The sequence below is a fragment of the Micromonospora endophytica genome (assembly GCF_003236305.1).
In the GTDB taxonomy this organism is placed as follows: Bacteria; Actinomycetota; Actinomycetes; order Mycobacteriales; family Micromonosporaceae; genus Micromonospora; species Micromonospora endophytica.
Genome location: NZ_POTX01000055.1, coordinates 1 through 18,178 on the forward strand (window position 1 = coordinate 1; position 18,178 = coordinate 18,178).

The 18,178-nt window shown below is 69.8% G+C and carries 14 protein-coding genes and 2 riboswitches; of the genes, 9 read left to right on the forward strand and 5 right to left on the reverse strand.

The features are described 5' to 3' along the window. On the forward strand, window positions 1–2,405 hold a 2,405-nt coding region (locus C1I93_RS31500; protein ID WP_181445115.1), incomplete at its 5' end, for an ATP-binding protein. Between the two features lie 9 nt (window positions 2,406–2,414). Here C1I93_RS31500 and C1I93_RS11000 read toward each other — a convergent pair. Genes C1I93_RS11000 through C1I93_RS11010 form a run of 3 tightly spaced genes read right to left on the reverse strand, consistent with a single transcriptional unit; the run spans window position 2,415 to window position 4,869 of the window. Continuing rightward, window positions 2,415–3,185, reverse strand: coding sequence for a MerR family transcriptional regulator (locus C1I93_RS11000; protein ID WP_111243156.1), 771 nt, complete (start codon window positions 3,183–3,185; stop codon window positions 2,415–2,417). A 30-nt stretch (window positions 3,186–3,215) separates the two neighbouring features. Next, window positions 3,216–3,977 (reverse strand): ABC transporter permease, encoded by a 762-nt coding sequence (locus tag C1I93_RS11005; protein ID WP_111243157.1) that lies wholly within the window; start codon window positions 3,975–3,977, stop codon window positions 3,216–3,218. Between the two features lie 10 nt (window positions 3,978–3,987). Next, window positions 3,988–4,869 carry an ABC transporter ATP-binding protein gene (locus tag C1I93_RS11010; protein WP_420811690.1) on the reverse strand — a complete coding sequence of 294 codons (882 nt, stop codon included), beginning with the start codon at window positions 4,867–4,869 and terminating at the stop codon, window positions 3,988–3,990. Window positions 4,870–5,102: 233 nt separating this feature from the next. Here C1I93_RS11010 and C1I93_RS11015 point away from each other — a divergent pair, with 233 nt between their 5' ends. The 6 genes from C1I93_RS11015 (at window position 5,103) to C1I93_RS11040 (ending at window position 13,993) form a co-directional block, all read left to right on the forward strand. Beyond that, complete coding sequence (locus C1I93_RS11015) at window positions 5,103–6,548, forward strand: RICIN domain-containing protein (RefSeq protein WP_111243171.1); 1,446 nt, start codon at window positions 5,103–5,105, stop codon at window positions 6,546–6,548. Between the two features lie 73 nt (window positions 6,549–6,621). Continuing rightward, window positions 6,622–7,398 carry a hypothetical protein gene (locus tag C1I93_RS11020; protein ID WP_111243159.1) on the forward strand — a complete coding sequence of 259 codons (777 nt, stop codon included), beginning with the start codon at window positions 6,622–6,624 and terminating at the stop codon, window positions 7,396–7,398. A gap of 59 nt (window positions 7,399–7,457) precedes the next feature. Next, window positions 7,458–8,399 (forward strand): acyltransferase domain-containing protein, encoded by a 942-nt coding sequence (locus C1I93_RS11025; RefSeq protein ID WP_111243160.1) that lies wholly within the window; start codon window positions 7,458–7,460, stop codon window positions 8,397–8,399. Window positions 8,400–8,515: 116 nt separating this feature from the next. Beyond that, window positions 8,516–8,723: riboswitch (cobalamin riboswitch) on the forward strand. A 136-nt stretch (window positions 8,724–8,859) separates the two neighbouring features. Next, window positions 8,860–11,241, forward strand: a complete 2,382-nt coding sequence (locus C1I93_RS11030) for a ribonucleoside-diphosphate reductase subunit alpha (RefSeq protein ID WP_111243161.1) — start codon at window positions 8,860–8,862, stop codon at window positions 11,239–11,241. Further along, the gene (locus tag C1I93_RS11035) at window positions 11,232–12,266 is read left to right on the forward strand and encodes a ribonucleotide-diphosphate reductase subunit beta (protein ID WP_111243162.1); all 1,035 of its coding nucleotides are present in this window, start codon (window positions 11,232–11,234) and stop codon (window positions 12,264–12,266) included. Before C1I93_RS11030 ends, C1I93_RS11035 begins: the two co-directional genes overlap by 10 nt. A 1,346-nt stretch (window positions 12,267–13,612) precedes the next feature. Continuing rightward, entirely contained in the window at window positions 13,613–13,993 is a 381-nt protein-coding gene (locus tag C1I93_RS11040; protein ID WP_223256143.1) for a hypothetical protein, read from the forward strand. Window positions 13,994–14,003: 10 nt separating this feature from the next. On the opposite strand, the gene C1I93_RS11045 is transcribed toward C1I93_RS11040, so the two are convergent. Beyond that, window positions 14,004–14,561 carry a GNAT family N-acetyltransferase gene (locus tag C1I93_RS11045; protein WP_111243163.1) on the reverse strand — a complete coding sequence of 186 codons (558 nt, stop codon included), beginning with the start codon at window positions 14,559–14,561 and terminating at the stop codon, window positions 14,004–14,006. Window positions 14,562–14,646: 85 nt separating this feature from the next. On the opposite strand from C1I93_RS11045, the gene C1I93_RS11050 reads away from it, so the two are divergent. Together C1I93_RS11050 and metE are read left to right on the forward strand one after the other, a co-directional pair. Beyond that, window positions 14,647–15,306 (forward strand): nucleotidyltransferase domain-containing protein, encoded by a 660-nt coding sequence (locus tag C1I93_RS11050; RefSeq protein WP_111243164.1) that lies wholly within the window; start codon window positions 14,647–14,649, stop codon window positions 15,304–15,306. Between the two features lie 55 nt (window positions 15,307–15,361). Continuing rightward, window positions 15,362–15,569, forward strand: a riboswitch (cobalamin riboswitch). Window positions 15,570–15,681: 112 nt separating this feature from the next. After that, window positions 15,682–17,922 carry a 5-methyltetrahydropteroyltriglutamate--homocysteine S-methyltransferase gene (gene metE, locus C1I93_RS11055; protein ID WP_111243165.1) on the forward strand — a complete coding sequence of 747 codons (2,241 nt, stop codon included), beginning with the start codon at window positions 15,682–15,684 and terminating at the stop codon, window positions 17,920–17,922. Between the two features lie 101 nt (window positions 17,923–18,023). Here the strand turns inward: metE and C1I93_RS11060 are convergent, their stop codons facing one another. Next, window positions 18,024–18,173 (reverse strand): DUF397 domain-containing protein, encoded by a 150-nt coding sequence (locus tag C1I93_RS11060; protein WP_111243172.1) that lies wholly within the window; start codon window positions 18,171–18,173, stop codon window positions 18,024–18,026. Window positions 18,174–18,178 lie beyond the last annotated feature (5 nt).

Here is an 18,178-nt window from a genome sequence, read left to right on the forward strand (position 1 = left end):
GGGTGGGCAAGACCCGGCTGGCGGGTGTGGTGGGCGACGCGGTGGCGGGTGCGTTCCCGGGCGGCGCGGTCTTCGTCGATCTGGTGCCGATCCGCGAGGACTTCGTGGTCCAGGCCGTGGCGAGTGCCCTGGGGGTCACCGAACGGGCGCGGCAGTCGCTGCTGCCCGCGATCGTGGACCGCCTCAGCCAGGGTCGGACGCTGCTCGTGCTGGACAACTGTGAGCACCTGCTCGACCCGGCGGCCGAGTTCGTCGAGCAGATCCTGTCCGCCTGCCCGGACAGCACGGTCTTGGCCACCAGCCGCGAACGCCTCGCCGTGCCCGGCGAACAGGTCTTCCCGGTGGCGCCGCTACCCTCGACTACCGACGCGGTGGCTCTCTTCCACGACCGGGCCCGGGCGGCCGACCCGGACTTCCAGGCGGACCCGGCGGTCATCGCCGAGCTGTGCACCCGCCTCGACGGGATGCCACTGGCGATCGAGTTGGCCGCCGCGCGCAGCGCGTCGCTGGGCGTCACCGGCCTGCTGGCCGCCGTGACCGACATGCTGCGTCTGCTCGCCGGAGGGCGGCGGACCGCTGGACGGCACCGCTCGCTGCGGGCGGTGATCGACTGGAGCCACGACCTGCTGGACGACGAGGAACGCGCCCTGTTCCGGCGGCTGTCGGTATTCGTCGGCAGCTTCGACCTGAGCGCCGCGGTGACGGTCAGCCGGGCTGGCGGGCCCGGGACGGTCGCCGATCTGCTCGGCCGGTTGGTGGAGAAGAGCCTGCTGGTCCACGTCCGGGGCACACCGAGCAGGTGGCGGCTGTTGGAGACGGTTCGGGCCTTCGCCGCCGAGCAGCTCGGCACGGCCGGCGAGGAGGCGACGCTGCGGCAGTGGCACCTGCGCTGGGCGGTGGCGACCGCGGCGGAGCTGGAGCGGCGACCGGCCGAGCAGCCGCGAGCCGACTTCCACGCCGTCGCCGACGACCTGCGGGCGGCCCTGGCGAACTGCCCTGCGGAGCCGGACACGCTCGCCCATCAACTGGCTCGCTCCCTCGGCCACCTCGCGTACGCGCACCGGTTCCTGCGCGAAGCGGCGCGTCATTTCGCGCGCGCGGCCGGCCACGCCCCTGACCCGGCCGACGCCGCCCGGGATCTGCGCAGCGCGGCCGACTGCGTCGTGGTGGTCACCAACTCCAGCCCGGCGGCCTTCCGGCAGCTGCTGGCCGCTGCCGAACGGGCCGACGCGGCCGGTGACGGCGACGCCCGCGCCGTCGCGTTGGCACGGGCGGTGGAACTGGCCAACCGGTTCAGCTCGGAACCCGCCGCCGAGATACCTCAGCGGCGGCTGCGGGACCTGCTCGACGACGCGGCCGGCAGCGGTTCGCCGGCGCGGCAGGCGGTGGCGGCAGGCCTCGCGCTGGCCAGGGCATGGACTGCCGGTGGGCAGTGGCGCGATCCGGATCCGGAACTCGCCGTCGCCGCGGTCGCCGCGGCCCGGGCCGCCGGCGACCCGGTCCTGGTCAGCGCCGGCCTGGAAGCGGTGAGCGCGGCAGCCACCAGGGCTGGCCGGCTGCGCGAGGCGCATCGGGTGGCCACCGAGCGGATCGCGCTGCTGCCCCTGCTGCCGCGCGACGACCCGTACGCCGGGCCGGAGATCGTCGACGCGTTGCACATGGCGGCCACCTACGCGCTCGCCGCCGGAGACCTGCCGGCCGCCCTGGCCGCGGCCCACCGGGTGCAGCAGGACGACCTGGTGAGCAACCACCCGTACGCCTCGGCGAGCAAGCTGATTGCGCCGCTCGCCCTCACCGGGCAGTTCGCGGAGGCGGTACGCCGCGCGGACGAGATGTGGACCGGTTGGCGACGGGCGGGCCGCCCGCCGGCACCCTGGCTGGCGCCACCTGCCCTGGCGGCTGCGCTGGCACACGGGCTGCGCGGTGACGGTGAGCGTTTCGACAGGTGGCGCCGCCAGGCGCTGGAGATCACCGGTCGTGCCGATGCCGAGGAACTGCCCAGCCTCGTCCCGTTCCTCGCCTTCGTGGACGCCCGGGTCGCCGTGCACCACTGCCGGCTGGACGGTGCGGCGGCGCTGGTACGACGGGCCTTCGACGACCATCCGCAGAGCAGGTTCACGCCGTACGCTCGGGCCGCCGCCGCCGAACTCGCCGTCGTCGCCGGTCTACCGGACGCCGTCGAACGTCTCGCCACGGCGGCACCGGTGTGCCGGGAGAACGACTGGGCGATGGCCTGCCTGACCCGCGCGGCCGGGCGGCTGCACCATGACGAGGAACGGCTGGTCGCCTCGGTCGACGCGTGGGAACGCGACGGCGTCCGGTTCGAACGCGCCTGCACCCTGCTGTTGCTGCCCGCACGGGCGGCCGACGGGCGCGCGGAACTGGTCGCGCTGACCCGCTGGTGACCACCCGCCTCAGGGTTCGCGTTTCTCCATCACCGTCCACCCGGTCCAGCCACGCTCGGCGACCAGCTCCCGCAGCCGCCCGACGACGGGATGGACGGCGTCGGCGAACCCATCCATCAGGCCGATGAACGCCGCATCGGGCGTCATGGCGTCCTGCTGATCCAGTCCGCCGTGGGCCGCCGCCGCCTCGTTCAAGTCGCAGATCAGGTCGGCCGTCTCGCGCAGCAACTCGTCGTCCTCCGGGCTTTCGGCGATCCGAGCGATGAGCTGGTAGAGCCGGACGACCTTCGGGTTGTCCAGCGAGGCCACCTTGTCGGCCATGAACGCCGGGATGGCTTCCGGCCAGCGGGCCGCCATCAGGATCCACGCGTCGCGCTCGCCCTCGACGGCCGCAGCCGGCGCGCCGATGGCACGCAGCCGCTCCAGGTAGTCGATCACCTCCTTCGGAATGGCCAGGGAGTCGCCGCTGCCCAGCAGCGCGATCCGCCGCCGGTGCTCCTGAAGCGCGCGGATCTGCGTACGCAACTGCCTGTCGATCTCGGCGGTGGCGGCGGCGAAGGTCTCCGGGTCGGCGTCGAGCAGCTCCCGGACCCGGGCCAGCGGCACGCCGGCCTCGGCCAGGGTCCGGATCCGGATGAGGCGTACCACCGCGGCGGCGTCGTACGTCCGGTAGCCGGAGGCGTCGCGCTCCGGCTCCGGCAGCAGCCCGATCTGGTGGTAGTGCCGCACCGCGCGGATGGTCACCCCGGCGTAGGACGCCAGCCGTCCGATCGTCAGCATGGCTTCAGCCTGCACCAAGGCGACACGTCTTCAGCCGATCCTGCGTCGGTGCAGTGTGGTGGCGACACCGTAGGCCAGGACGAGGAGACCGACGCACCAGGCGAGGGCGATCCAGACGTCACCACCGACCTGCTGCTCGGCGAAGAGGCCACGAATCGTGTTGACGATGGAGGTCACCGGCTGGTGCTCGGCGAAGGCCCGCACCGGTCCGGGCATGCTCTGCGTGGGCACGAAGGCCGAGCTGATGAACGGCAGGAAGATGAGCGGGTAGGAGAATGCGCTCACCCCGTCCACCGACGTCGCGGTCAGGCCCGGGATGACCGCGAGCCAGGTCAGCGCGAGGGTGAACAGCATCATGATGCCGGCGACCGCGAGCCAGGCCAGCACGCCGGCTCCCGAGCGGAAGCCCATGACGAGGGCTACGGCCACCACCACCACGAGCGAGATCAGGTTGGCCACCAGCGAGGTCAGCACGTGCGCCCAGAGCGCGCAGGAGCGGGCGATCGGCATGGACTGGAACCGTTCGAAGATGCCGCCCTTGAGGTCCAGGAAGAGCCGGTACGCGGTGTACGAGATGCCCGAGGCGACAGTGATGAGCAGAATGCCGGGCAGCAGGTAGTTCACGTAGTTGTCCGACCCGGTCTGGATCGCGCCGCCGAACACGTAGACGAAGAGCAGCAGCATGGTGATCGGCGTGATCGCGGTGGTGATGATGGTGTCCGGGCTGCGGCTGATGTGGCGCAGCGAGCGCCCCAGCAGGACGACGGTGTCGCCGAAGAAGTGCGTGGTCATTCGCGGGGCCTCAGTTCGTGACGCGGTCGGGGCTGGCGGTGTTCTGGTCGGCACCCTCGGCACCCTCGGCACCCTCGGCACCCTCGGCACCCTCGGCACCCTCGGCACCCTCGGTGCCGACGATGGCGAGGAAGACGTCCTCGAGGGTGGGCTGCTTCTCGACGTACTCGACAGTGGCCGGCGGCAGCAGTTGCTTGAGTTCGGCGAGGGTGCCCTCGGCGATGATGCGCCCGCCGTGCAGGATCGCGATCCGGTCGGCGAGCTGTTCGGCCTCGTCGAGATACTGCGTGGTGAGCAGCACCGTGGTGCCCTGCCGGGCGAGTTCCCGCACGGCCTGCCACACCTCGATCCGCCCCTGCGGATCGAGCCCGGTGGTCGGTTCGTCGAGGAAGATCACCGGTGGGTTGCCGACCAGGCTCATCGCGATGTCGAGGCGGCGGCGCATGCCACCGGAGTACGTCGACACCCGCCGGCCGGCCGCCTCCGTCAGCGAGAAGCGGGCCAGCAACTCGTCCGCGACCCGGCCCGGCTCCCGCAGATGCCGCAGCCGGGCGACCAGGATCAGGTTCTCCCGCCCGGTGAGGATCTCGTCGACGGCGGAGAACTGTCCGGTCAGGCTGATCGACGCGCGCACCTTCGCCGGCTGTGTGATGACCGGGAAGCCGTGCACGCTCGCCGTCCCCGCGTCCGGCTTGAGCAGCGTGGAGAGGATCCGCACGACTGTGGTCTTGCCCGCCCCGTTGGAGCCGAGCAGGGCGAAGATGCTGCCCCGCGCGACGTCGAGGTCGACGCCGCGCAGCACATGCAGCTTCTGGTACGACTTCTCCAGGCCCCGTACCTGGATGGCAGGTTCGCGAACCTGCTCGCTTGTCATCGGGGAAGTCGTGGACATGGCGTCAGCATGCGGGGTTGACGCTGCGTCAAGGTCAAGCCTCAGCGCCGCGGTCAGCGGAACCGCTCGCGGCCACCGGTCACGGAGAGCGAAACTTCCTCATTCTATTGGTCTATATGAATTAAATGTCTGCGCTCTGGCCTACTGGATCACCGTCGATTACCAATGGGTTGCCCGTGTGTGAACGGCACCGTCCGGGTGGTGCGGCGCGGGTCGGAGAAGGGGGTGGCCAGGTGCGTACGCGCAGCAGGCTGCTGGCACTGGCGACGGCGCTCGTCGTGACGAGCGGCCTGGTGGTGGTGTCGGTCGCGAGAGATGGTGAGCCCGCCCAGGCGGCACCGGTCACCATCACCAACGGCATCCAGTTCACCGACGTCGGTGGCAGTCCGCTGCACGCGCACGGCGGCGGGGTGCTCAAGGTCGGCGGCTACTACTACTGGTTCGGCGAGAACCGCCATCCGAACAACACGTTTCGGGCGGTCTCCGTCTACCGCTCGGTCGACCTGCGTAATTGGGAGTTCCGCAACGACGTGCTCACCCAGGCGTCCGCGACCGAGTTGCAGGTCGCGAACATTGAGCGCCCCAAGGTCATCTACAACGCCAGCACCGGCCGCTTCGTGATGTGGATGCACAAGGAGAACGGCACGAACTACAACGAGGCTCGGGCCGCCGTGGCCTCGTCGACCACTGTGGACGGCAACTACACGTACCACGGGAGTTTCCGGCCGCTCGGGCACATGTCCCGTGACATCACCCTCTACGACGACAACGGCACCGGCTACCTGATCTCGGCCGCCGACGAGAACTACGACCTGCACATCTATCGGCTCAGCGCGGACTACCTGACCGTCTCCGGTCTGGTCGGCAACTTCTGGAACGACGCCCATCGTGAGGCGCCCGCCCTGTTCAAGCGGGGGAGCACCTACTTCATGCTGACCTCGGGCGCGACCGGGTGGAACCCCAACCAGGCCCGGTACGCGACCGCGTCGAGCATCTCCGGACCGTGGACCGGCTGGACCGACGTGGGTGACGCCACCACCTTCCGCTCCCAGCCGACCTTCGTGCTGCCGATCCAGGGCACCACCACGACCAGCTACCTCTACCTGGGCGACCGCTGGGCCGGCGCGTGGGGCGGGCCGGTCAACGACTCGCAGTACGTCTGGCTGCCGATCACCTTCCCGTCGAGCACCAGCATGAGCCTGAACTGGGCGCCGTCGATCACCGTCGACACCCAGACCGGCACGGTCACCGCGAACACGCCGGCGTACCACCGGATCGCCAACCGCAACAGCGGCCGGGTGATGGACGTGGTGAGCAACTCCACGGCCAACAACGCCGAGGTCAAGCAGTACGGCTGGAACGGTGGTGGCAACCAGCGCTGGGAGTTCCAGGACGCCGGCGGGGGCTACTTCCGCATCGTCAACCTCAACAGCGGCAAGTGTCTCGACGTGGCCTCCGGATCGACCGCCGACGGCGCCAACATCATCCAGTACACCTGCGGCAGCGGGCCCAACCAACAGTGGCAGTGGGCGGCGATCGGCGACCACCACCAGCTCCGCGCCCGACACAGCGGCAAGTGCCTCGACGTGGTCAACGCCGGCACCGGTGACGGCGCCGACATCCAGCAGTACGCCTGCCACGGCGGCACCCATCAGCAATGGTCCCGCACCGCCACATAGACATCTACCATCTGCTATATATGGGAACGCTTCCACGATGTCCGGTGGGGGACCCAGCCATGGAGGAGAACCCGTGCGTAACGTGCTCGCCGCGCTGACCGCCGCCCTGGTGCTCGGCGCCACGGCCGGCAGCGTCCCGTCCGACGCCGCGAACGCTTCCCAGCGTGGCTCCTGCACCCGCCACCTGCTCTTCTGTGAAGACTTCGAGCGGCTGCCGCTCGGCGGTCCCGCCACCCTGAACTGGGGCGTCGACACCCGCAACGGCACGCTCACCGTGGAGCGTGCCCGTCGGGGCAACCAGGTGCTGCACGTCCACACCGTCGACAACGGACGCGCGTTCCTGCGGGTCGACGACTTCGCCGCGCCCGGCAACCGGTTCTACGGCCGGATGCGGCTGCGTGTCGACGCCTTCCCGACCGCCCCCGACTGGGCGCACTTCACCCTGGTGGAGGCGACCGGCACCGGCAGTTCGGAGGTCGTCCGCCCGATCGGCGGCCAGTACGCACCCACCGTTCCGGGAATCTTCTGGGGCGTGGGCGCCGACGGCGGGCCGACCGGCGACTGGACCAACTGGCGGGAGTCCGCCCCGGTCGTCGAGGACACCTGGCAGTGCTTCGAGTGGAAACTCGACCGGACGGACAACCGCGTCGCGGTGTGGATCGACGGGGTGGCGAACCCGGAGCTGACCGCCACCACGAACGAGCACGGCGGCAACGACGTGCCGTTCATCCTGCCGACGGTGAACACCGTGAAGATCGGCTGGCAGCTCTACCAGGGTGGCACCACGCCTGGCGAGTTCGACCTCTGGATCGACGACATCGCGCTCTCCACCACGCGTCTCGGCTGCTGACCCGATGGCCGGTCGCCGCGGGCCTGTTGCGGCGACCTCACGGTCGGTAGGGTCGTCGCGTGGACCTGGACGACACCGCCGCCCGACTCGGGGTGCCGGTCGAGGAGATCGAGCGCGTTCACCGGCTCGCCGGTGACCTGCCGTCAGCTCCGTTGCCCGACAAGGCCGACGCGCCCGCGATCCTCGACCGGCTCGCGGTGCGGCCGGACGACGTCGCCGAGATCATGGCGGGCTGGCCCGACCCGGATTCTCCTCTATGGACGGTCGAGTTGCGTTGGCTGCTCGACCGTTCGATCGCCCTGGTCCGCGCCGACCTCGGCGGTTACGGCTGGCTGGTGCCCGGTCCGGCGCTGCCGCGCGAACGGGGCCCCGCCTGGCGGCACCTCTACGGGTACGCGTACCTCGCGCTTGTCGATGTCGTCCGGGGTTACCACCGCGACCACGGCGTCCCCGATGTCGTGTCCTGGGCGACCCTCGCCGACCTGGGCCGCAACCTGGCGATCGACAGGCGGATGAACCGCGAGGGGTGGCCGGTCATGCAGAACTGGCTGACGCTGCACGTCCGCGGTGGTCTCTACGAGCTGGGCCGGCTCCAGCACCAGCGCGGCGACAACGCCATCGACCTGCACATACCCGACTCGGGGCGGTTGACCCCGGAGGCGGTCGACGCGTCGCTCGACGAGGCCCGCGCGTTCTTCCCGCGCCACTTTCCCGACGAGCACTATTCGGCGTTCGCCTGCGGCTCGTGGCTGCTCGACCCGCAGCTGCGGGAATACCTCCCCGAGGACGCCAACATCGTGCGGTTCCAGCGGCGGTTCGAGCTGGAGCCCTACGAGGAGTCGGAAGGGCCGGACGACGTCGAGGTGCGGCGGTTCGTGTTCCGCGACCTGACCACGCCACTGGACCAGCTACCGGCTCGTACGCTGCTTCAGCGCGCGGTCGTCGCGCACCTGTCCGCCGGCCGCCACTGGCACTGGCGGCGCGGCCACTTCCCGCTCTAGCCACGTCTCCGGATGCGCGGTTCGTGTCGCTCACCCGACGCGAAGTCCGGGTGACAATGCGCTGCGACACGCCCGGCACAGCATCTGGTGTTGCCAACTCTCTGCGGTGCCCATATATGGTGTCTTCCGTAGCTGGTTCGACCGCCAACCCATGGTGGTCGAGGCAAGAGGGAACCCGGTGCGAGACCGGGACTGCCCCGCAGCGGTGAGTGGGAACGACCACCGTCAACGAAGCACTGGGCCGCGAGGTCTGGGAAGCGACGGTCAGTAGACGCGAGCACCACGCCCACGAGTCCGAAGACCTGCCAGCGCGCCGTACGCGACGCGTACGGCGGTCGAAGGCCGCGTGGGACGGCCGACGCCCTTGGCTGGTCAGCCGCGGCACGCGTGCCGCCGGATGGCCGGCGGCGTCCTCCCGCGCGCCCGGCGACCTCGCAGCACAGGCGTGAGGAGGGGGAACATGACGGTGACCCAGGAGCAGGCGGGTCCGGAGCAACGCCGACAGGTGATGCAGGTCCGCAAGCGCAACGGCGATGCCGAGCCGGTGGACGTCAACAAGATCGTCAAGGCGGTGGAGCGCTGGGTCGCCGACCTGGACGAGGTCGATCCGCTGCGGGTGGCGACGAAGACCATCAGCGGCCTGTACGACGGTGCCACCACCGCCGAGCTGGACAAACTCTCCATCCAGACCGCGGCCGAGCTGATCGGCGAGGAGCCGCAGTACTCGAAGCTCGCGGCGCGGCTACTGGCGGCGTACGTGGACAAGGAGGTCCGCGGGCAGCAGGTGGCGAGCTTCAGCCAATCCATCCGGTACGCACACACGCTGGGACTGATCGGCGACGACACCGCCGCGTTCGTGGCCCGCAACGCCCGCAAGCTGGACGACGCGGTCGACCCCGACGGGGACCTGCGATTCGAGTACTTCGGGCTGCGTACCGTCGCCGACCGGTACCTGCTGCGGCACCCGCAGACCCGGCAGGTGGTGGAGACACCGCAGTACTGGTTGCTGCGGGTCGCCTGCGGGCTGTCCCAGACGCCGGGCGAGGCGATCGGCTTCTACCGGCTGATGTCCAGCCTGGCGTACCTGCCCAGCTCACCGACTTTGTTCAACTCCGGCACCCGGCACACCCAGATGTCGTCGTGCTTCCTGGTCGACTCGCCACGCGACGAACTCGACTCGATCTACGAGCGTTACCACCAGGTCGCGAAGCTGTCGAAGTTCTCCGGCGGGATCGGCATCTCCTGGTCGCGGGTGCGTGGGCGCGGCGCCCTGATCCGGGGCACCAACGGCAGGTCCAACGGCATCGTGCCGTTCCTCAAGACCCTCGACGCCGGGGTGGCGGCGGTCAACCAGGGCGGCCGGCGCAAGGGCGCGGCCTGCGTCTACCTGGAACCGTGGCACCCGGACATCGAGGAGTTCCTGGAGCTGCGGGACAACACCGGCGAGGAATCCCGGCGTACGCACAACCTGAACCTCGCCAACTGGATCCCGGACGAGTTCATGCGGCGGGTCGAGGCCGACGGCGACTGGTCGCTGATCGACCCCTCCGACGCGCCGGAGCTGCCCGACCTCTTCGGTGACGCGTTCGACGAGGCGTACCGGGCCGCGGAGAAGAAGGCCGTCCGGACAGTCAAGGCCCGCGACCTCTACGGGCGGATGATGCGTACGCTCGCGCAGACCGGCAACGGCTGGATGACCTTCAAGGACGCCTCGAACCGGCTGTCCAACCAGACCGGTGCGCCGGGCAACACCATCCACCTGTCGAACCTCTGCACCGAGATCCTGGAGGTCAACAACGACGCCGAGACCGCGGTGTGCAACCTGGGGTCGATCAACCTGGGCGCGCACGTCACCGCCGACGGCGTCGACTGGGACAAGCTGCGCGCCACGGTCCGCACGGCTGTGGTCTTCCTCGACCGGGTGATCGACATCAACTACTACCCGGCCGCGCAGACGGCGGCGTCGAATCCGCGCTGGCGTCCGGTCGGGTTGGGGCTGATGGGGCTTCAGGACGCGTTCTTCACCCTGCGCCTGCCGTTCGACTCGGCACCGGCCCGGGAGCTGTCGACCCGGGTGCAGGAGGAGATCTTCCTGACCGCGTTGGAGACCTCGGCCGGGCTCGCCGCACGCTTCGGCCCGCATCCCGCGTACGCCGAAACCCGTGCCGCGCAGGGTGAGCTGCACCCGGACCTGTGGGGCGCGGAGGTCACGCAGACCTCGCGGTGGGCTGCGCTGCGCGACACCGTCGCCGCCCACGGCCTGCGCAACTCGCTGCTCGTCGCGATCGCGCCGACCGCCACGATCGCCTCCATCGCCGGCTGCTACGAGTGCATCGAACCGCAGGTGTCGAACCTGTTCAAGCGGGAGACGATGTCCGGCGAGTTCCTTCAGATCAACACCTACCTGGTTCGCGAGCTGAAGGCGCGGGGGCTGTGGACCGCGCCGGTCCGCGAGCAGATCAAACGGGCCGAGGGCTCGGTCCAGGGCGTCGCCGAGCTGCCCGCGGACGTACGGGAGCTGTTCCGCACCGCGTGGGAACTGCCGCAGCGGTCGCTCATCGACCTGGCGGCGGCCCGCGCTCCCTTCATCGACCAGTCGCAGTCGCTGAACCTGTTCCTGAGCGCGCCGACCATCGGCAAGCTCTCCTCGATGTACCTGTACGCCTGGAAGTCCGGGCTGAAGACCACGTACTACCTGCGGTCGCGTCCCGCGACCCGGATCCAGCAGGCCACCGTCGCGGTCACCCCGGCCGTCGCCTCGGCTGTGACGCCCCTCGTGCCGGTCGACGAGGCGTTGGCCTGCTCCCTGGAGAACCCCGAAAGCTGCGAGGCATGCCAGTGACAACTGTTTCCGAACCCCGTACCGGCCACCTGCTGCTCGACCCCGGCATGGATCTGACCCTGCGGCCCATGCGCTACCCGCAGTTCTTCGACCGGTTCAAGGACGCGATCAAGAACACCTGGACCGTCGAGGAGGTGGATCTGCACTCCGACCTCGCCGACCTGGCCAAACTGTCGCCGGCCGAGCAGCACCTGGTGTCCCGGCTGGTCGCGTTCTTCGCCACCGGCGACACCATCGTCGCCAACAACCTGGTGCTCAACCTCTATCAGCACGTCAACTCCCCGGAGGGGCGGCTCTATCTCTCCCGGCAGCTGTTCGAGGAGGCGGTGCACGTCCAGTTCTACCTGAACCTGCTGGACACCTACGTCCCGGACGAGCGGGAACGGTTCGAGGCGTTCGCGGCGGTGGAGAACATCCCGTCGATCGCCCGCAAGGCCGAGTTCTGCTTCAAGTGGATCGACTCGATCTTCGAGCTGCGCGAGCTGCGGACGCGGGAGGACCGCCGGGCGTTCCTGCTCAACCTGATCTGCTTCGCCGCCTGCATCGAGGGCCTGTTCTTCTACGGCGCCTTCGCGTACGTCTACTTCCTGCGTTCTCGGGGTGTGCTGCACGGCTTGGCCTCCGGCACCAACTGGGTGTTCCGCGACGAGTCGATGCACATGGCCTTCGCCTTCGACGTGGTGGACACCGTCCGCGCCGAGGAACCGGACCTCTTCGACGCCGAGATGGAGCAGCAGGTACGCGACATGCTCACCGAGGCGGTGGAGTGCGAGGTCCAGTTCGCCGCCGACCTGCTGGAACAGGGTGTCTCCGGAATGTCCCTGGCCGACATGCGGGAATACCTCCAGCACGTGGCGGACCGCCGGCTGGCCGTGCTCGGCATCGCCCCGATGTACGGCAGCCGCAACCCCTTCGCCTTCATGGAGTTGCAGGACGTACAGGAGTTGTCGAACTTCTTCGAACGGCGGGTGTCGGCCTATCAGGTCGGCGTCACCGGCTCAGTCAGCTTCGACGACGACTTCTGACCGACCCTTGCCCTTGGCGGTGGCCAGCAGCCGGCCGGTCACCGCCTGGGGTCTGCTGTTCTGCCTTCTGCCTTCTGCTGTCCTGGCCTCTGCTGTCCTGGGTGACGCTGTCGCCCAGGGCGGCACTGTCCAACCCGACCAGTCGCCTCCTGGTTCTCGGCCGGCGGCCACATCGTTAGGGTGGGGGACGGCATGGCCCGTGACTGGAAGGTGCGTCGGACGGCAGCCGGTTTTACCTACCGGGCGATGACCACCGATTCTGGGTGAGGTGACCGGGCCGGGGCTCGGGTGGCGTGGCCGCTCGTGTCACGGTGGCCAGATGGGCAGGCGCGACATGGGCTGACCTCGACCGGATCTTCGCGGAGGCGCCCGCGCGCTCCGAGGCAGGCAATGTGTCGTGATCCACCGGTCAGCCGGACCTGCGCGGGCAGGTGATCGAACAACAGCGTCTCTGCCGTCGTGTAGCGAGTGGATGAATGGGCGGTGGGGGTGGTCGTGGTGCGGACGGTCGAGTGATCGGCGAGGGCGGTCATGGTGTGGGTGGTCGAGTGTTCGGTCAGGGTGGAGGCGGTCGTGGCGTGGGTGGATGTGTGATCGGCGTGGATGGGGGCGGCGCGCTGTCTCCGATGGATGCGCGGGCGAGTTCGATGCCGGCTCCGCTTCGCCCGCCGGCTTTCGCTTCTCGGACCGGGCGGGGCGCTGGAGAGATGCCGACCCACCGGTCGGGTCGTTGCGGTCCGGCGGGTCCGGCGGGTCGAATTGTGGGACCGCCGGATGATCAACCGGAACAACCGGCTGATCGACCTCGGTACACCTGAGATCGGGCTGCCGGACCGCTTCGGACGATGATGCCCGTCGGTCGCGGCTGCCGTGACGAGATGAGGTCGGGCAAGCGGATCCCGGCCGGGTTGGGTCGACGCGAGAGCCGGCCGGGCGGGTGCCCGCTGCCGGGCCGAGGGCGCTCGACCTGGTCGGGGCTCGGCGCAGACGTTCGGCGTGCCGACGGGTCAGGCCCCAGGCGCGGTGTCGTTCGTGGACACGGCGGAAATTTTCGCGGCGAGGAGAGTAATTCCGGGACGCCGTACGGTCGCGCATTGTGGCCAGCTCGGCTGTGGTGAAAAACTGTAGCTGGCGCATAACACCATTATCTCGAAGTCGAGCGTTGCCCGCTGACCCGAACAAGAATTTGATAAGTAGAAATTGATGCGGTCGGGTGCCGTCATCAAATTCGGCGGGCAGAAGGCCGACTCGGCCCTGGGCGTCAAAGGGGAGCGCGCATCGCTGCCCTACAGTGCTGCCATGGGGATCCTGGGTTAGGCGCTGTAGCAGTGATTCGGCGTCCGCGGGTGCTACTGGCACTGGCAGTCATCGCTGCGGTCGTCACTGGTCTTGGTGGCTATCGGGCCGGTTTGTTACGTGATCGGCATTCGGCAACCGGAGTGGTGTTGACGGGGATGATCACCTGGTCAAACGAGGAGAGTCGACGTGTCGTGTTCGAGACGGACGGCGTTGTCCGTGATCCCGATGACGGGGACGCGGTCTACTCGATTGTCGCCCACGATTGGGAAGATGCGGCGGGAACGATTCACGCAGACGGCAGCTACCCCACCTGTCTGGCGGAAGCGGCTTCTCCGGCTGGCCACCGCGCCGAGTTGACGGTCATTGACTGGGACGCCGGCGGCGCGCAACGGGTGCACGTGGCGGTCCGGGTGCGCTGTCTGGACTGAGCGGCGGGCTCTACGCCGATGTGCCCCGCCACTCTTCGGCGAGCAGGGCGTACGTGTAACCGTCCACCCAGCCCCGCTCGGCGTGCCAGGAATCGCGGACGCCGTGTTGTTCACGGCGCATGCCGATCTTTTCGAGAATTCGTACCGAGGAAAGATTGTCCGCGAAGCAGCCGGCGGTGATTCTTCGCGCGCCCAGTTGCTCGAATGCGTGTGTCACCACCGCGGCGACCGCCTCGGTGGCGTATCCACGGCCACCGTGGGCCGGGTCGAAGATGTAGCCGACCTCGGCCTCAGTCCGTGATGGCAGGCCCGGCTGGCCCATCCCGTCACGCAGATCGAGCGAGACCGTTCCGATCACCACGCCGTCGAGGGTCACCGCCATGCTGTGGTCGTCCGGGTCCGCGATCGCGCGCCGCCAGGCCGCCCGGAAGGCGGCGGGTTCCACCTCCGTACGCAGCAGCCAGTAGGTGACCTGCGGCAGGTTGCGGTATTCGAGTATCCGGTCGACGTCCTCGTCCCGTACCGGGCGAAGTTCCAGGCGGTCGGTGTGGAGTGTGCTGCCCTGCATGCGGCCGGACTCTAGTGGACCCGCGACGGCGTCACCTCGCAATATCGCCGCGCGGACCACCGTCATCCTCCGATAGCCTCGGCGGATGAGCGACCGGCCACCAGGCGGCGGGATCGAGGTGGCGCCCGACGACATCGCTGCCATCGAGGCACGCTGGGTGGACTGCTGGCAGCCGCACGAGGTCGCCCGGCGGCTGGCCGGGATCTCCGTGCCGTGGTACGTCGCGGCGGGCTGGGCGCTGGATCTGTTCCGTGGCGGGCAGACTCGCGCCCACCACGACATCGAGATCGGCGTGCCGGCCGGGCAGTTCGGTCAGATCCGCGAACGCTTCGCCGAGTTCACCTTCGACGCGGTCGGCGACGCGCGGATCTGGGAGTCGGCCACCCCACAGGTGCTGAGTGCCACCTGGCAGACGTGGCTGCGCGAGCCCGCGACAGGACGCTACCTGCTCGATGTCTTTCGGGAACCACACGACGGCGATGTGTGGATCTGCCGACGCGACGAAACGATCAGACTGCCGTACACCGACATCATCCGGCACACCCCGGACCGGATTCCGTACCTGACCCCCGAACTCGTTCTGCTCTTCAAGGCCAAGCACGTACGCGGGCAGGACCAGGCGGACTTCGACGGCGTTCTGCCGCTGCTCACCCATCTTCAACGCCTGACCCTGGCCAGGCTGCTGACGCGGGTGCATCCGGGGCACGCCTGGCTGGCGGCCCTGGACGACGAACACGCGCGGTGATCCCGCCGACGGTCGCCGATCGACCAGGCCCGGCCGAAGCACGCGGGGGGACGATACGATGACACGTGGTGCTGGTTCGACCATCGGTGCACGGTGGTCGAGGCAAGAGGGAACCCGGTGTGAGACCGGGACTGCCCCGCAGCGGTGAGTGGGAACGACAGCCGTCAACGAAGCACTGGACCGCACGGTCTGGGAAGCGACGGCCAGTAGGCACGCGCACGACGCCCACGAGTCCGAAGACCTGCCAGCGCTGCGCACACCGCCGGTGTGCGCCGCCGGCGGCCTCTCGGGAGGGCCAGGGCGGAAGCCGGGCCTGCCGCGTACCCGCCTTCCCCTCCCGAGCCCGCCGGGCACCTCGAGGGAAGGACACAGTGGGTGAGCATCCCCTTCGGCCAGAGCACCGTGCTCGGCTATCCGCGCATCGGCGCGAACCGTGAGTTGAAGAAGGCAGTCGAGGCGTACTGGGCCGGCACCGTCGACGCCGACGCGTTGGCGCGCACCGCCGCCGGGCTGCGCGCCGACGTCTGGCGTACGCTGCGCGACGCCCGTCTCGACGCCATCCCGTCGAACGTCTTCTCCTACTACGATCACGTGCTCGACACCGCCGTCGCGGTCGGCGCCATCCCGGCCCGATTCGCCCGGTTGGGCCTCTCCGAGCTGGACACCTACTTCGCCATGGCGCGTGGTGTCGACGCGGAGCCGGCGCTGGAGCTGACGAAGTGGTTCGACACCAACTACCACTACCTGGTGCCGGAGATCGGTGCCGACACCGCCTTCGCCGCCAACCCGGCCAAGGCCCTGGGCGAGTACGCCGAAGCCGCTGAGCTGGGCATCACCACCCGTCCGGTGCTTGTCGGACCAGCCACGTTCCTGCTGCTGGCCAAGGGCGAGGACCCTTTCGTACGCCTCGACGACCTGGTCGAGACGTACGCCCGGATTCTCAGCGCGCTCGCCGCCGCGGGCGTGGCCTGGGTGCAGCTTGACGAGCCCGCTTATGTCGCCGACCGCACCCCGGCCGAGATCGAGGGGCTGCGCCGGGCCTACACCCGCCTCGGTCGGCTCACCCACCGGCCGCGCATCTTCGTCGCCAGCTACTTTGGTGAGCTGGGTGACGCGTTGCCGGCGCTGCTGGACACCCCGGTCGAGGCCATCGGCCTGGACCTGGTCGCTGGCCCGGGCAACCTGCACCGGCTCGCCACCGCCGGGCCGCTGGGCGGCCGGACCATCGTCGCCGGCCTGGTCGACGGCCGCAACGTCTGGCGTACCGACCTGCGGGCCGCGGTGACGGCCGGGGCGACGGTCGCCGGACTGGCCGACCACGTCGCGGTCGCCACCTCCTGCTCGCTGCTGCACGTCCCGGCCGACGTCTCCGTCGAGACCCGGCTCGATCCAGACCTGTCCGCGCGGCTCGCGTTCGCCAGGCAGAAGGTCGACGAGGTGGTCCTGCTCGGCCGGGCGCTGCGGGACGGCACGACCCCGCTGCCCACGCCGCTGCCGCCGGTCCCGCTGGCCTGGCGCCACGACGACGTACGCGGTCGCCTCGCCGCCCTGCGTCCCACCGACCGGCAGCGCGGCGACTACCCCGGCCGGGCGGCCCGCCAGCAGGAGCGGCTGCGGCTACCGGGTCTGCCGACCACCACCATCGGCTCGTTTCCCCAGACCGCAGAGCTGCGCCAGGCCCGCGCCGCGCACCGGGCCGGAACCATCGACGACAACACGTACGCCGAGCGGATGCGCGCCGAGGTCGCCCACGTCATCCGGCTCCAGGAACAGTGGGGTCTGGACGTGCTGGTGCACGGCGAACCGGAACGCAACGACATGGTGCAGTACTTCGGCGAGCAGCTCGACGGGTTCGCCGCCACCGAACACGGCTGGGTGCAGTCGTACGGCTCCCGTTGCGTACGCCCGCCGATCATCTACGGTGACGTGGCGCGGCGGAAGCCGATGACTGTGGAGTGGTCCACCTATGCCCAGTCGCTGACCAGCAAACCGGTGAAGGGCATGCTCACCGGTCCGGTCACGATCCTGGCCTGGTCGTTCGTCCGCAACGACCAGCCGCTCGCGGAGACCGCCGACCAGGTCGCGCTCGCCCTGCGCGACGAGTGCCACGACCTGGAGTCCGCCGGGATCCGGGTGATCCAGGTCGACGAGCCGGCACTGCGGGAGACGCTGCCGCTGCGCCGGGCCGATCAGAAGGCGTACCTGGACTGGGCCGTCGGCGCGTTTCGCCTGGCCACCAGTGGTGTCGCCGACGACACCCAGATCCATACCCATCTGTGCTATTCCGAATTCGGTGAGGTGATCGCCGCCATCGATGCCCTGGACGCCGACGTGACGAGCATCGAGGCGTCCCGGTCCAAAATGGAGGTGCTCGATGACCTGGCCGCGATCGGCTACCGCCGGGGTGTCGGCCCCGGCGTGTGGGACATCCACTCACCCCGGGTGCCGTCGCACGACGAGGTGGTCGAGGCGCTGCGTCGGGCCGTGGCGGCCGTGCCGGCCCGACGGCTGTGGGTCAACCCGGACTGCGGCCTGAAGACCCGAGGCTATCCGGAGGTCGAGGCGTCGTTGCGGCACCTGGTCGCCGCCGCCGCCGAGGTCCGCGCCGGGGCGTAAGGCCCCGCTCAGCACGGGAGCGCGCCCGGGGGAGGACGAGCGCGCTCCCGTGCGGGTGCGGGGAGCGAGGATCAGGGCCTGGTCGCCCGGATGAAGGCGGTTCAGGCGGTGGGGGAGAAGGCGAGGGCCGGACCGGCCGGATCCTTGTTGTAGCGTACGGCGACGAAGCCAGGCAGATTGTCAGCGACCTCGACGCACGCGCCGTTGTTGTCGCCACTGCGGGTGCTCTTGCGCCACTGGGCTCTGGTCAGGTAGA